We start from the raw sequence: 14656 nt of genomic DNA, 5'->3' as shown, positions 1-14656 counted from the left end.
AAACCGTGAGACTTCGCACTAATCTATACATACCACCGACCTCTGCACTGTCCGAATCAGGTGCCCTACAAAGCAATCAAGGAGAAGACCATGCTGATACTCACCCGCAAAGTCGGTGAAAGCATAAACATTGGTGATGACATTACGATCACCATCCTCGGCGTTAGTGGCCAGCAAGTCAGGATTGGCATCAACGCCCCGAAAGACGTTGCGGTGCACCGCGAAGAGATTTATCAGCGTATTCAAGCTGGCCTGACCGCTCCGGACAAGCCTCAAAACTGAATCCTGCTGCAGTCAGTAGCCAGCCCGTTCACCCCCGAACCACGGCTGGCTAAGATTCAACTGTCACGACGCCTTCCAACTCCCCCGCCGAAACGTGCTGCCGATACTACCGGCAGAGTTCACCTCATGGCTGTCGGACGTTTCGTATAAATCCTGAGAAAGAGTGCATCCGCACTCATTTACCCAAACGATACCCCTCGCGCCATGCCCGTGGCCGCCACCACCATCAGCAATACCAGCAATGCCTGGACATGACTGATCCGCGCAAACAGCGTTGCTCGCCCGATATCAATTGAAGAACCGCGTGCCTGAGCAATCCGCCATTTGATCAGCGTTACCATCGGCGCCACCTCGAGCACCAGAATGAGGATGAACAGTGTCATCTTCAAATGGAACAGCGGCTGATGAAGGTAATAGTCGGTGCCTTTCTCAAACCCGCCAAAAGCTCTCATCCCACCAGTGACCAGCAGAATCAACGCAGAAATCCCCCACACGTTATCTGCGATCAATACGCTGCGTGCCTCGCCTAAACCGCTGGCCAGACGCCGCAAAGCAGTGCCACGCGAAAGCACCGCCCAAAATCCTGTGGCAAACGCCAAGAGATGTACCGCAGCAAGCAACCAGTGAGTCAGCATCGAGATACTCCTGTCAGGGCGAAGTGAATCAACCTGTCAGTAGTAGCTCATAAATCGTGAATTGCCCTGCTGTCGGGTTATCGCAATAGGCTTGGCCAGGACTCAGGCAAGGCGACCCCACACTTGCACCACCCCGAACAGATGCACCAGCCCAAACATGAGGCAGATTGCCGAGCTGATCATGATGAAGCGAACACTTCGCCCCGTGCCGGCCAACACGAACGGTCCCAACAGGCCACGCAACAGATAGACCAGGGTTATGACGCACAATGCAGGGCGCAACAGAGGTAAGGGATCGATTACCCCGGCACCTGAGAGTGCATACGCAGACCATGCGCCGAGCACCAGTGCGATCCCCATCGTGACGACTGCGGGAAATTTGCGACCAGCCTGAGCCGCACGCACAAAGCGCTCGCCAGCTCCAAACAGGTGATACCAGGAAGGCCCTTTCATGATCACCCCGACATGCATGAGGGCCGCCAGCAGACTCAGCCCGGCCCCTATAACCAGTGCCGTATTGTATCCATTCCCCATTCCATCGCTCCTTGATGCAAGTTCACTAACGCTAGCCAGGATAACTGGCCCTTACCTGGATCGGATCACGATCGTAGACGCAAGCATGTCGCCCAGTCGCTTGCGCGAGCCGAAGAAAATAAAGATCCAGTCCAGGACGCTCAGAAAGGGCGTAGTGATGTTGCGCAAAAAGGATTGATAAAGATTGCAGTCAAGGTAGCTGCGCTCATCAATCACTGACATCCCCAGCACCTTTTTACCAACGCTTTGACCGTTGGGCATGGCATCGGAAAACAGGTAATACGCCGCCCCCGAGCCAAACGCCAGGATAGCCGCCACGTTTTGCGGCAGGCCAACAAACTCGGCCGTCAGCCCTACGACGTAGAACAGCGCAAAGGTGATGATCGAATCAATGATCTGCCCTCCCCACCTGCGCCCCAATCCAGCCAGGTTTTTTGGCTTCTGATACTCGTTTTGAGTGGTGTTGCTATCCATGCTTTGTCGCTCCGTGGGTATCTGGGATAAAGGAATAACGGCCGATGAGGCAATTGCTTTACTTAAAAGTCAAAGGTGAGCTGAAGGTATGGCGCGGCAAGCGCTTCCTACGCACGCGCAAATTCAATGTTTGCCCAAACGCCAGACAACAAAAAAGGGCCCACCTTTCGGTGAGCCCTTCTAGACCGCCCAGCAGAGCGGATTTTGTTTGGTAGGCGCGATTGGACTCGAACCAACGACCCCCACCATGTCAAGGTGACCACGAAACCTACGCAAGTAATTGATGCAGAAGGAAAAATAGGCATTTTTCAAGAGGTGTAAAACCGACACTTCACCCTATAAGAATCAATAACTTAGCGTTGTATATTCCTACAGTACTCCCCCCTCTCCCCGGCGCTCTGCCAACCCATCAAACCGGCCTACACCACCACGACTGCGCATACAGGCAGCTGTCGATTTCCTCCAGGCCACTCAGCGTGAAAGCGTTATTCGCCACTCCTGAGAGCCAAGCCTCGATTAGCGGCGGTAGCGGCACTTTGTCTAGCGGCATGCCATCCGGCCGAATCTCAGCAATGTCGCTGGTTCGGTTCATCTGCCCGCACATCAGCTTTCAGATGTTGATGTCGGCCGGGACGCCGACCGTCTGCCGGATCGCTTTCCATTCCCTGGCGACCCCCTTCTCTCTCATGGTCGTGTTCAGGAAATACATCGCCAACTCAATACTGGATAAAAAACCAGTGTCCTGAATCGGCTGGCATTTATCCAACAACGGCCGGATCGGCGGTCGGTGTGCCTCCTAAGTCGCACAACCCTGTGACCTCAACAGGTCATTACCAGGCCGCCGATTAAGGCTAATTCTATTGTATTATTGCCGCCGAAAATCTGTTCGACATTCAAAGGAGAGAAGCGAAATGCTTGACAAACTGAAATCGATGCTGAAAAGCGATCATGCAGAGAACTTTCGCGCAGAATTCGAAGCGCTCGAAATCTCCGAACTGGGTGCCGATATCGATCTGTCTCGACTAGAGGACGGACGTTACTCAAGCGCACCACTTGAAGAAAAATGGCAGCAATGGGTGAAGGCTGAGGTTCAGGCAGCCACTCAATGGTGATGCTCCGCGCCGCTATCTACCTAGACCCTCAGCCGCTCACTCACGTCCGTTTTAATTGAGTTTATTGATGGGATGGACGTGGTATTTTGAGCGCCTTTTAAACTTGGCGGCATTTGATTGCCATGTCCTGCAGCCGGCTACTTTCCGGATTTAATCTGCAGATTTAATCGTATCTGTACTACGCACCGGGAAGATTTCTGTGGTTATTGCAACTCCGAATACCCCACGTTTTTTGGCATTGGTCATCCACTGCTACCCTGAGCCTATCGTTAAGAGGCTCAACCTGTGAGCGAAACGCAGTATCTGTCAGGTTGGCGATATCGTGCTGTTACCCTCTCGGCCGGAGCGGCTGCACTCGGTTACCTGGGTTTTTCCCTGTGGGTGGGTTGGCAGGATGTAAGCAGTGCCATCGTCAAGGTTGGCTTGCCAGGGATTGTCATTGCTATGCTTATGTCTCTGATTAATTACAGCGTGCGTTTCTTACGCTGGCAAATTTACCTAAATAAATTAGGTCATCCTCTCCCCACGCAACCAAGCTTTAAGATGTACCTCGCAGGCTTTGCTCTGACTACAACGCCAGGTCGGGCGGGCGAAGCATTGCGTGGCGTACTATTCAAACAGTGGGGTGTCCCTTACCCAAAAAGCTTCGCAGCTTATTTTAGCGAACGCCTGTCTGATTTGTTAGCGATAGCGTTATTAACGCTACTCGGTCTTAGTTTGTATCCCGACGCTAAGGCCATGATTCTCGTTGGATTCGGAATGGTGCTTGTAGGCCTCGTAGCTCTTTCTCAGCGCAGATTGATCGAGCGCTTAGTTCGCTTTATTCCTGAGTCATATGGGAAAGCTACGAGACTAGCGAAACATTTAAATCACATTTTAACTGAAGCCCAGCGTTGCCATAGCCCCGGTATGTTTCTGTTGGCAGCATTGCTGGGGGTATTGGCTTGTAGCTCCGAAGCACTTGCTTTTTACTGGATATTGAGTTGGATAGGCGCAGACGTACCATTAACCTTCGCGGTATTTGTATATGCACTATCAATTCTAGCTGGCGCATTGAGTTTTATGCCAGGAGGTCTAGGCGGCACGGAAGCCGTAATGGCAACCTTGCTAATATGGAAAGGCGTGCCACATGCCGACGCCATTGCTGCAGTTGTGCTTATCCGATTGTGCACTCTTTGGTTTTCCGTTGGGGTGGGCATGATTGCGCTCACGAAAACAAGACATTTAGCACCTAACAAATAGAAATCATGAATGAGATGATTTAAGTTATCTGAACTTAAAACATCGATTTATACAAATAAACTATTTAGGTTTTTGCATGACAATTCAACATTACAAACCAGACATAATAATGAAAAGCCGACTACAGCTCGATACACCTTCAGCCTGGGCACCCTGGTTTGTATTTTTTACCGCGTTAGTGTTCCAATTCTTTGCTTTTGAGCCGCTAATAAATATATACGACGAAGGAATAGTTTTATTGGGCGCCGAGTTGGTGTCTGGCGGAAAGGTTCCATATCGCGATTTCTGGACAATGTATGGTCCAGGTCAATTTTATTTAACCTCGTGGCTATTTTCTATCTTCGGTCATACCGACTTGGTAGTTAGAACGATGGGCATGTTAGAAAAAGCAATTATTACAAGCTTGTCGTACGTGATAATTTCTCGGCTTGCACCAAAAGCATATTCGATTGCAGCAACTGCTATTATTCTTTTCATGCTTATTGCCGCGCACTTAGAGGCATTTCCAGCATTTCCAGCTCTAACACTGGCGATGGCTTCTATGCTTTTAGCTGAAAAAGGTCTAAGGGGGAAAACCTGCTACTTGTTTTTAGCCGGCATATCAACTGGTCTAGCTACTAGTTTTCGGCACGACCTAGGATTGTATAGCGCTCTGGGAATTTCAATAAGTAGCCTTATAGTTAACTTGCTTCAGGCGCCGAGTACGCGTCACGCTCTCAACAAATCAACCCGCCAAATAATTATTTATGGCGCGGGCACGCTAGCTGTGTTCATACCCATTATGGCATTTTTACTTTACACGGTACCGCTGGCTGATCTTTACGAAAACCTAATTTACATACCTTCAAAGATATACCCAGCAGTTAGATCAATACCATTCCCAAAGCTTCACGCCTTATTGGCGCTAGATATACCTGCCTTTGTAGTTTACGTCCCATTCATCTTGGTGATTAGTATTTTAATCGCAGAGTTCGCTACAAGAGCGGACAAAAAAACAACAATATTCAGGACCTCAACGGCTAATGAAAGTTGGGTGCTGATTCCTATAATTTTGATCACATGCCTTCTATTTACAATAAAAGGCATGGTTCGAGTTTCGTCTTTCCACATGATTCAAGCTTTGGTCCTTTCTGTAATATTGCTAGCAATTTATTCTCCGCGCATTAGCTGGAAATCCCAACCTGGCAAATTTATTTTGCTGCCAAGCTTTTCACTTGCCGCTGCTTTATTAGTAAGCCCGACATTTTCCGGAGCAATAGAAACCGTTTATGGCGCAACCAATATCATTGGTGGAAAATCTAACGTTATTGCTAACTGCACCCACCCAATGTTGCCACGCATGAGATGCGTTGGCATCGACAACGACTATTTGTTAGCTGCGAAAGTCGTCATGAAAAAAACACAACCAAACGACAAAATATACGTAGGCACGACACGGCATGACAAACTATTCGCGAACGCAGTTACGTTCTATTTCGTTGCGGAGCGTCAACCCGCAGTCAAGTGGCACGATCTCCACCCTGGCGTACAATCCCAAGAGAGAATCCAGTTACAAATGATTGGCCAAATGCGTGAGTCACCTCCAAAAATAGTGGTACTTGATAGCCGCTGGGATGACGCCGAAGAACCAAACGATTCACGGCTAGCGAATGGATCAAAATTACTTGATAGCTACATTCAAGCAAATTATAAGGAAACCCAACGGTTCGGCACTGTTCAGGTGTTGGAGCCTCGCTAAACTAGAAGTAAGCAGGACAGTAACCCTGCCCTGCTTCCGATCAGTCAACTCAGTCCAATTCTGACGTCGCTCCGCAAGTTTCTTTGATATGGGCTTGCCAAGCGACCAGCGCGATCAATCGCTGCCCCCGCCCCTCCCCGGAATCGGTGATGGCGACAATTCGTTGGAGGCGACACACGCTTAGCGCTTAAGTATGATTGCCCCATAAACCTGCGCTTGAGTCAGAAAATGCTAGAAATGATAGGGATAGCCATTCCAGCAGCCTTGTTCGGAATGGGCTACATGTTTTTCGCGACCCTGATCGGGTCGAAAATTTCAGGGATAATCTGGAGGGAAAGCTTTTCCGACAATGCAGATATACGAATAATGACGTCGCTGTTTTTTGGCGTCCTATTACACGTAGCCTTGTCCGGAGCAGCAATCGCGCTTTTCCCTTCCGCCTTAGCCTGGACATTCTGGGCGTTGCTTCTCTGCGTAGTGCTTGACTGGAAAAACACGTTTGGCTTTCTTAAGGAAGCGCGACGACCGATATTAATATGTTCAGCCTTTGGCCTGGCTTGCTTCACTATTTTGTTGGCATTCCACTACGGCGCAGCCCGTGGAGACACGCTTTTTTGGACGGCATACAACCTGACAGGCGTATCACCTGGCGATTCGCCGCAAGGACTTTTCCAAGCGCAATATCTTATACATGGAGCGAGCCTTGCAAATATGCAGGACTTTGCGATATTCGACCGACCTTTTTTGGGTGGGATTGTAACTGCCGCTGCACTTTCCGCAATTGGACTGATGCCATCCCAGTCCTTTGGAGAATACTCCCCCACAGAATCGTTGGCTTACTTCGCACTATGGATTTGGATCAACTCAAGCATTGTATATGCGGTTTTAGCAATCGCGAAACGATATGCTCTTGGCATCGCTGGATGTGTTATATGTGGGATAGCGTTAGCAGCTCCAAGCATTGTGTTCAATACGATTGGTGTGTGGCCGAAACTGTTTGGGGTGTACATCATCCTTTGCGCATCGCTTCTGATTTTTCGTCGACAATGGTGGCTGGCCGCTTTCGTTAGCGGCGTCAGCTTCCTTGTCCACGGGTCGTTTTTATGGGCGCATTTGTCGCTGATCGGCGTACTTATCATTTATATACTTTTTTGGCCATCAAACAGCACAAATAGATATATCAATGCATCAGCGATCGCATTGATTGGTTTTGCGTTCCCTGCCTTTTGGTTCGGCGCTGACCATTTCTTTGGCGGTCAATCGCCTTTGCAGGCTTACTATATTTATGGTGTTTCCACAGATTATGGATTGCATCACAGCCTCGAAGACATGGCTCAAGGATTCTATTCCTCAACGTCCCCACAGAACCTATTGATCCTTCCTTTCATCAACTTGATTAAAGGATTACTCCCGTTTGAGACTCTAGGCTGGCTTGTGTCGTCTTCCTATTCCGGTCCTATTCTTGATTGGCGATCATTCGCTGAGGCGTTGTTCCGCACTCAATTCACCAGATTCCTATTTCCTTTTTGCTTGACTGGCGGAGTCATTGCATTGATCGGAATCAAACGCAACGTAAGCAAAAACTGGCATCTATCGCTGGCATTAATTGTTTTCGTGGTTCTTCCATTAATTCCAGGAATGACTTTGTATCGGCGTGATGATCACTTTATCGCTCCTATAATGCTTTTTGCCTTGATACCTATCATCATCGCTACAGCTTTAACACTAAACAAAATGACAAAGAATTCCATGGTAATTTTCGCGTCTCTCATATTCACAGAGTACGCTGTAGTTTACGCATCCAGATACCCAAGCGTTCGATACATAGACAACAACTTTGAGCATTATCTATGGCTAACTCTTGTGCTTTTAGGCGCTGTGTATGCAAGTACCATGATACGAGTCCTATCAAGTACATATGCGGCACACAAATTGACACAAAATAAGCGGTACGAGGCAGATCATGCATAAAGTTGTTATGTGCTTTTTCAGCTCGCCAGGGCGATCTCTTTCGTTATCTATAATTGCTCTTCTTTTCGCCGGGCTGGCAGGCCCAGCTATATTCATGAAGATCAATCGTGATGGTGGATTTGAAAAATACGGATGGGAAATAGACTTGTCCTCCTGGCCAAAAACGGTGATTGATATAGGCGATCAACCGCGTATAAGAACGAATCTATTTGAGGTAAGTGGTAATATTTCTCAGCAAATACTATGGATCAACACAGGTCAGTGGGTAACTTTCAAACGAGTCCCTGCGACATCTGCTACAAAATTCATCAGTGATGTTAGGGTCCACGAAGCGTGGAACCCAGACACATCTGTGAACGGTGTGAAGTTTCGTGTGCGAGTCTCAAGCAGAGAAAAATATATCGACTCAATCGTCGAACTCACTGGCGACCGATTAGCGGCGAATCAATGGGTGACAATTTCACAGGATTTGTCGGAGTTTTCTGGACAAAAAGTGAGTATAGAGATCGCCCCCCTGTCATCGGAGCCAGGCGTTTGGACGCTTTGGCGCGCACCAAAAATAGTAACGAACTAGACGCGATGCCTGATCTATTTTCGAGCTGATATTTCCTTCGCATATTTTTGGCACGCAGCCAGAGCTATCAATCCTTGGTCGCCGGTATTGGTGATGTCGATAATTCGTTGAGCATGCGCTGGGTCAAGTTGGGCTCGACGGGCTGCATGAGCCACGCCGACGGTGCCGGGGGTGGCAGGCATGTCGCAGCCACTGGCTGAATCTGTGGCGTCGAGAAGGACTGACAGCCGGAGTTCAGCAGTAGCAAGGCTGTCACGCACGCGAGCCTGTTTCGTTTGAGCATCGCTCAGTTCCTTGTGGTGGATTTGGTCACTTGTTGACAGGCGCTGCTCGAGCGCAAGGCGTTTGTCTTGATCGGCTCGCATCTGAGCAGCCGCTGCGTTGCTGATTGAGGCCAGGTCGGACTGGTGCAAGCTGGTCTGTTGCGCGAGCTGCTCCCCGTAACGCCAGTCCTGAACCTTCCAAGCACCCCCAAACCCCATGGCAACCGCCAGCAGGACCGCGGCGAGAATTTGCCCGGGAGTCATCATTGCTCATCCTCCCAGTCGGGAAGGTCAACGGTCTGACCCGCCAACTTGTGCGTGCAGTCACTGAGGAACTGTATGCGACCCTCGGTCACGAACGAATGGCAAACCCTAGGACCGTCCGACCAGTTGTATTGGACCAGAACCGACGGCGTGAACGTCGGTGACTCCGCATTGCCGTTGTAGCCCCAGCGAGGACCAGGTCCAACCCCAGTGGAAATGCCGTGGACCATGTTGCAGCCCGGGCACTCGAAGAAAAGATCGCCCTCCTTGGCCTTGGCCAGCACACACGACAACTTGGTGAATCCGGTACCGCTCATGCCAGCACCTTCAGCGCAGTGTTGTAGAAGGCCATCCGCTCCGCCGCGCCATTGGGCGTGCGCCCTTTCCCTCCGGTGTTGATGATGCTGCCGATATTCTGGTTGTCCCCTGCATCGGCCAAAGTATTCAGCCCGTGAGTCGACCAGAACCAAGCGGCCGACATGCACGCGTATTCAGGTTGCTCCAGTAGCTCAGGCTGCTTGATCAAGTCCAGGCCTAGCGCCTCGCCACACGCCGCGTAGTTCGACCGCCCTGTCACCTGAATCAGGCCACGACCTCGAAAACGGAAGCCATCGCCCGCTACGTTGTTGCCCAAGTCTTTGCGGCCTTCGTACCTAGACTGGGAAGGTGTCGGCCCCCACAGTTCACGGACGTAGACCAGATGGCCTGACTCATGGCCGATCTGTGCAACAAACGCGGCAACGCGCTTAACCCCAATGATCTGGTACCGGCCCATGGCCGTGTTTAGTACAGGTGCAAAAACGCCGGCTTTTTTGCCGGCGTTCGGGAGTATCTGCAGCAGCTGCTGCGCGGTGATGGGCATACTTTTCTCCAGGCGAAAAAAGCCGCTCAGGAGCGGCGATGGAAACTGTTAGAATTTCGCTACTTCCAGGACGGCATAAATGATCAAGATGAATAAGAAAATCGAGGCAGCACTACACCTTCTTCGCTGCCCACGCACGGGAACTGCCTTGCACATCGAAGGATCGGAGCTGGTCTCAGCAGCAGGCGAGCGTTATCCGATCATCAACGGAAAACCAATTTTGGTCCGCAATGTCATGGCGATGCATATCACGCCACCTGACGAAAGCATCATTTCCCAGAACTTTGATGTATATGTTCCTCACTCAGCATCGGCGGCGGTTCCCGGCCTGAAGATTCATCTCGGATCTGGCAACGTGCCGTGTGATCACCCCGACGTTTTATCTGTCGACATCCTGCCCACACATAACACCGACATCGTGGCAGAAGCCGAAGCACTCCCGTTCGCTGATGGGTCAATCGCCTGGGTTGAATCTGACGCAGTGTTTGAACATCTTTACGACCCATTTGCAGCAATATCAGAAATGCGCCGCGTCTTGAAAGGAGGTGGTGGCCTGATGGTTGACACAGCATTTATGCAGGGTTACCACGGTTTTCCTGGGCATTATTTCAACATGACGCCGCAGGCCGCGGAGACATTTTTGGTAGACGATTTCGAGTTAGTTGAATCGATAATCCCTTTCAAAGATCGTGCCTCGAACAGCATCGAAAACAGCCTTCACCGATTCATTGAAGGACTTCATCTAGCAGATCGGCATCAGATTCTTGGTATGCCTGTCGGTCGTTTTATCGATGCCCTGAGAGATACCGAGACAGCGCGCACCTGGTTCAATCAATCATCTGAGTATTCCAAGCGGGCTCTGGCTGCCGGAGTCAGCGTGATTGCCAGAAAGCCAGCTGACTACGAACAGAGAAAGGCCGAGGCACAAGCAAAAGCTGGAGCCGACCATTTTTCACGCATTAAGCGCGAGTACTACGCCGCGCGCATTGGACTGCAGCTCCGCCATCACGAGTGCGAGTTTTACCGCCTAAGAACAATAGAGGTTGAGCCAGACCAAACGAATGAGCCATGCACACCAAATTTGGAACAGGCACTTCAGAGCGGTACGGTTTCAGATTCCCTCTCTCCAGTCGCGTGGCAGGAAGCTATTTCACGCCTATTGGCGATCGACGAAAAATTTACTGAAGTTCGAGACCTTTGGATTCGACGATACATGCCTGTCAGTGATAATTCGATTGCACTGAATAAGGCATTTATCGATCCTATTGATTATGCACAAAGCCTAGAGGCCTTATTGGAAACCGAGCGTTCTAAAAATGCAGCATTGCAAGAAGAAGTAATTGCCATGCGCCAAAGTTCCTCTTGGAAGTTAACTAAACCAATCCGCAGGCTAAGCTCACTACTGCGGCGAGCCTAAGCATTATTTAAGGTTTGGCCAGGCGATGATTGTTTCATCGCTCGGCTCCGCCTTAACCCACCCACCTTTTTCCATTCGCCACAATCTTGGCTGAAGTAAAAAATCCTCCGCTTCTTCACGCTCAAGATCCCCTTCGTCGTTGCGATCCATATACCCATGCGCTTTAAGTAAGCCTGTCGCTGGATCTCGAAAGGATTTTCGCACTACCGAAATACTATTAGCCATATCAGCAAGCTCCGTTTGAAACTGTGAACCCGCACACCGCAATCTGCGAAGAGCGTAAAGATATATTTCCGGGATTTGTCTCGGAGTACCAGAGGTAGTAGATGTTTTGCCCTATGTTTGGCAGCTCTTGAGTTCCGTTCGCAAGAGCTACACTAGATGCAGCAGCAGAAAAAGGAACGGTAAATGCGTCGGACCCAGAATCTACTCGCATCCCGATAAAGCTTTGGGCTCCGCCAGATGCACTGGTATTCATTTGTCCAGAAGCAATTACGATTGCCGTTTGAGCGTTTGGAGGAACTCCTGTAGCCGTGGACGCTGCCGTTTGCGAAGTTGCGCTACCGTTCGTAACTACTCCAACTTGCGTGTAATGAATTGCACGATTACCACGATACCGTGTCTTAGTGAGTTGCGAACTAGCGTTGAAATATAATGCACCAACATAGAACCAGTGAGTGTATCCAGCAAGCGCGCCTGTAAGGGTCGGCCCAGCTGGTGGCGCATTAAGGCTCACTACCGTAGCCAGAGTAGAGCCGTTCCAGATGAAATAGACGTGCACCCAAGTGGACGCTAAAAACGCGCCTGATTGATCTCGACCATTAACTGCAGGTCCGGCAGTTGCAAGGTTGCATGTGAGTGTTCCGGTGGCAGTGATATTTGCTAAGGATCCAGTAGATGGATTTCGCAACACTAAAAAGTCGGCAGCCACATCATATTGCGTATTTGGCGTAGTCGCGTTATTGGCTCCGACCAACCCTCTTGCTGACTGAACTAGCGCCGTCTGGGCCAACTGGGCAGCATGCTGACCCTTTGTCGCCGTGGCAATTTGCTGGGCACCACCGAGCGACTCAATAATGATCCAGGCGCCATTGCCGCCGTTCACGCCCGCCTGCACCAGGTACATGAGAATGGCAACGCCGACCGCCAGCTCTCCACCCTGGAGTGGTTGAAGGCCAAGACCGTAGATAGGCTTTGCCGCCAAGCCATCTGGCGAGTACGTGGAAGCTCCGGGATTGAGGTTTGCGATGTTGACGCGCTGAATGTAACCGGTAGTAGGAAGCGCCGACAGAGCGGGAGAATTCACCGCCGAATAAGTACCAGCAACCCCGGTATCAGCAAGAATGGACACTTGCCGATTCACCGCCCGAATGGCGGTAATCAGCTGCGTGAAGTTGGACTTCGAGGGTGTAATCCCTGCCGCGCCAAGAACATTGATGATTTCCATCATGAGCATGTTCATAAATTCAGCAGGCATGATCGTCGCCGCCACGCCGGTCGCCGGGTTCCCATCAGTAAAGAAACCAGGTGCTCCAGCAGATGTACTCGCTGGAATAGTTGCAGCAGCCGTTGAGTTGTCGATCTGATACATCTAGAGCCTCACGAATAATGGAATTGCAGAATGGTGTGCGCCGGTTTGGCCTGGGATAACTCGCACTCGAGTACCGAGTTCCCCCATGACGACAAGGGATCGCCCATGGCCGACTGCCCGGTTCGGAAATAGCTGATGGTGTTAAGCGGGCTGTTAATGGCCCAGGTAAAGAACCAATCCTCCCCTCCCAGCTGCTGACCACACGCGCTCTGTCCGCATCGAAAAGGGGCGTACTGAGTAACGGTTACCGTGTAGCCCAGGCCTAGCGCAAAAGCCTCGAAGTATTGGATGGATTGGCCGCCGGTGTTGGTAAATCTCGCAACGACCTGGTTACGCCGTCCTTGAAAAGTCGGCGATACCCCGGCGCAGGGGTCGGGCAGGCCCAAGGTCAGCTCCCACTCGCCGAGAAGATTCACGGCGGTGGCGGGAAACGCATCGACCAGCAAACCCAAGGCGGAATCACTGAGCCTCTGAAACGTCGGGGCAAAACAGGACACCGCTTGCGCATGAACGCTGCTGAGCTCTTTAGGCCAAACTCGGCCACGCGGAAGCAGCCCAAGCAGCGCAAACGTGAAATCGGCACTGGTGAACGAAGGCTTTGGCATAGGGGATCAGCTATAGGTAATGGAGCCGAGGGTCGGGAGATAACCGAGGACGTTCGCTATGTTCGCGACCGGCGAAGTGATCACAAACCCCTTCGTCGATGCGATCGCGGCAATCGCTGAATCGATATCGGAGAGCGCTACAAAAGACCCGTCAGAAAGCGGCGCACCCTGCTCCTTAACACCTCGGAAATCGCAGCGGCAACCGCGGCGCGCGTCGCAAGCGAGGCCCCGGTGAGGCCGGTGATTGTGAAGTTTTTCGGAGCGGCGATTGGTGAGCATGCATAGACCATCGCTGTAACCGGCTGCTTGGGGAAAATGCTGTTGGCCACGGTGAGTTGATCGCCCGAGGCAAGATTTCCAGAAGTGACCCTGTTATCACTGGAGGAGATGCCGTTGGTTCCTTGAGGAAAGCCCTGGTGATTAGCATTGGCCTCATCGAACATCACGTAGACCACAACGGTTCCGGTGCCGAAGCCGTTCGGAGCGCACCATGCCCGCGTCACACCAGGTACCGCCTTCGCCCAAATGGGGTAATCAGTGACCGACCCACCCATAGGGGTGTTCTGATAAGCCTCCAGCATTCGCTGGAATAGCGCGTCTTCCTTTTCTTGGTCCGCGCCGCCGGTAATTGCTGTGGTGACCGCACCGCTCGACGAGATACCTTCAATCGAAATCCCAAGGGTCATCAAGCTGCCCACCGGAGTGTTGCTTGCCTCGCCCGCCAGATCAGCCAGAACTTGCACCGTTACCATGCCACCCACGCCGACAGTGGCCGGCGCTTGGGTGGTGAAGGTGAACGAATCGCTTCGCGATATCTCGGTACCACTATCGATCGTTTTGCCCGCAGTGGCGGGGAAAGTGACGCTGCCGCCCGCGAAAGATGCGGTCTTTTGGTAGACGTTTTTAAGGGCCGCCCACGCCTGTAAAAACTCACCGGACGATGTATACGGTACTGCCTGCTTGGCGATCCAGTCGAGATAGCCGTAGTTCAAATGGTCCAGGCCGGCGACTGCCTTGCCGAGAATCTGCAGGTTTGAAAAACGTAGTAAGCCATCGGCGGTCGGGATTCCCAACGTAATGTCGGAAGCCACT

The 14656-nt window shown here is 51.3% G+C and carries 17 protein-coding genes; 7 read left to right on the top strand and 10 right to left on the bottom strand.

Features of this window, described 5'->3' with window-relative positions:
• Positions 1–90: 90 nt before the first annotated feature.
• On the top strand, positions 91–282 hold the full coding sequence (gene csrA, locus ACQR3R_RS02725; protein ID WP_045057924.1) for a carbon storage regulator CsrA: 192 nt from the start codon (positions 91–93) through the stop codon (positions 280–282).
• A gap of 179 nt (positions 283–461) precedes the next feature.
• Here the strand turns inward: csrA and ACQR3R_RS02720 are convergent, their stop codons facing one another.
• From ACQR3R_RS02720 to ACQR3R_RS02710, 3 genes are all read right to left on the bottom strand, one after another.
• Positions 462–917 carry a DUF2214 family protein gene (locus ACQR3R_RS02720; RefSeq protein WP_428270433.1) on the bottom strand — a complete coding sequence of 152 codons (456 nt, stop codon included), beginning with the start codon at positions 915–917 and terminating at the stop codon, positions 462–464.
• Between the two features lie 102 nt (positions 918–1019).
• Positions 1020–1451: a hypothetical protein gene (locus ACQR3R_RS02715; protein WP_428270431.1), complete on the bottom strand. Its 432-nt coding sequence runs from the start codon at positions 1449–1451 to the stop codon at positions 1020–1022.
• A gap of 51 nt (positions 1452–1502) precedes the next feature.
• Positions 1503–1925 (bottom strand): RDD family protein, encoded by a 423-nt coding sequence (locus ACQR3R_RS02710; protein WP_428270429.1) that lies wholly within the window; start codon positions 1923–1925, stop codon positions 1503–1505.
• A 911-nt stretch (positions 1926–2836) separates the two neighbouring features.
• Here ACQR3R_RS02710 and ACQR3R_RS02705 point away from each other — a divergent pair.
• The 5 genes from ACQR3R_RS02705 to ACQR3R_RS02685 all read left to right on the top strand — a co-directional run bounded on the left by ACQR3R_RS02705 (position 2837) and on the right by ACQR3R_RS02685 (position 8562).
• Positions 2837–3037, top strand: coding sequence for a hypothetical protein (locus tag ACQR3R_RS02705; protein ID WP_428270427.1), 201 nt, complete (start codon positions 2837–2839; stop codon positions 3035–3037).
• A gap of 285 nt (positions 3038–3322) precedes the next feature.
• Positions 3323–4279 (top strand): flippase-like domain-containing protein, encoded by a 957-nt coding sequence (locus tag ACQR3R_RS02700; RefSeq protein WP_428270425.1) that lies wholly within the window; start codon positions 3323–3325, stop codon positions 4277–4279.
• Positions 4280–4355: 76 nt separating this feature from the next.
• Positions 4356–6017 carry a hypothetical protein gene (locus ACQR3R_RS02695; protein WP_428270423.1) on the top strand — a complete coding sequence of 554 codons (1662 nt, stop codon included), beginning with the start codon at positions 4356–4358 and terminating at the stop codon, positions 6015–6017.
• Positions 6018–6245: 228 nt separating this feature from the next.
• The gene (locus ACQR3R_RS02690) at positions 6246–7988 is read left to right on the top strand and encodes a hypothetical protein (protein WP_428270421.1); all 1743 of its coding nucleotides are present in this window, start codon (positions 6246–6248) and stop codon (positions 7986–7988) included.
• Complete coding sequence (locus ACQR3R_RS02685; RefSeq protein ID WP_428270419.1) at positions 7981–8562, top strand: hypothetical protein; 582 nt, start codon at positions 7981–7983, stop codon at positions 8560–8562. The genes ACQR3R_RS02690 and ACQR3R_RS02685 overlap by 8 nt, the downstream gene beginning before the upstream one ends.
• 14 nt (positions 8563–8576) lie before the next feature.
• Here the strand turns inward: ACQR3R_RS02685 and ACQR3R_RS02680 are convergent, their stop codons facing one another.
• From ACQR3R_RS02680 to ACQR3R_RS02670, 3 genes are read right to left on the bottom strand one after another with little or no spacing between them, the layout of a single operon-like run.
• Positions 8577–9092: a hypothetical protein gene (locus ACQR3R_RS02680; RefSeq protein WP_428270417.1), complete on the bottom strand. Its 516-nt coding sequence runs from the start codon at positions 9090–9092 to the stop codon at positions 8577–8579.
• Entirely contained in the window at positions 9089–9406 is a 318-nt protein-coding gene (locus ACQR3R_RS02675; RefSeq protein WP_428270415.1) for a ubiquitination-like system serine protease family protein, read from the bottom strand. The genes ACQR3R_RS02680 and ACQR3R_RS02675 overlap by 4 nt, the downstream gene beginning before the upstream one ends.
• Positions 9403–9951 carry a glycoside hydrolase family 19 protein gene (locus tag ACQR3R_RS02670; RefSeq protein WP_428270413.1) on the bottom strand — a complete coding sequence of 183 codons (549 nt, stop codon included), beginning with the start codon at positions 9949–9951 and terminating at the stop codon, positions 9403–9405. The genes ACQR3R_RS02675 and ACQR3R_RS02670 overlap by 4 nt, the downstream gene beginning before the upstream one ends.
• A 79-nt stretch (positions 9952–10030) precedes the next feature.
• On the opposite strand from ACQR3R_RS02670, the gene ACQR3R_RS02665 reads away from it, so the two are divergent.
• Positions 10031–11368, top strand: coding sequence for a methyltransferase domain-containing protein (locus tag ACQR3R_RS02665; RefSeq protein ID WP_428270411.1), 1338 nt, complete (start codon positions 10031–10033; stop codon positions 11366–11368).
• A 3-nt stretch (positions 11369–11371) separates the two neighbouring features.
• Here ACQR3R_RS02665 and ACQR3R_RS02660 read toward each other — a convergent pair whose 3' ends face one another.
• The 4 genes from ACQR3R_RS02660 to ACQR3R_RS02645 form a co-directional block, all read right to left on the bottom strand.
• Positions 11372–11593: a hypothetical protein gene (locus ACQR3R_RS02660; RefSeq protein ID WP_428270410.1), complete on the bottom strand. Its 222-nt coding sequence runs from the start codon at positions 11591–11593 to the stop codon at positions 11372–11374.
• A 1-nt stretch (position 11594) separates the two neighbouring features.
• Entirely contained in the window at positions 11595–12959 is a 1365-nt protein-coding gene (locus tag ACQR3R_RS02655; RefSeq protein ID WP_428270408.1) for a hypothetical protein, read from the bottom strand.
• 8 nt (positions 12960–12967) lie between these two features.
• On the bottom strand, positions 12968–13564 hold the full coding sequence (locus tag ACQR3R_RS02650; protein ID WP_428270407.1) for a putative phage tail protein: 597 nt from the start codon (positions 13562–13564) through the stop codon (positions 12968–12970).
• Positions 13565–13701: 137 nt separating this feature from the next.
• The gene (locus tag ACQR3R_RS02645) at positions 13702–14655 is read right to left on the bottom strand and encodes a baseplate J/gp47 family protein (RefSeq protein ID WP_428270405.1); all 954 of its coding nucleotides are present in this window, start codon (positions 14653–14655) and stop codon (positions 13702–13704) included.
• Position 14656 lies beyond the last annotated feature (1 nt).

Origin of the sequence: Gordonia sp. IEGM753, from assembly GCF_050321825.1 — a bacterium.
Lineage (GTDB): Bacteria > Pseudomonadota > Gammaproteobacteria > Pseudomonadales > Pseudomonadaceae > Aquipseudomonas.
Note: the sequence above shows the minus strand (reverse complement) of the source record. Positions and strands in the feature narration are given on the sequence as shown.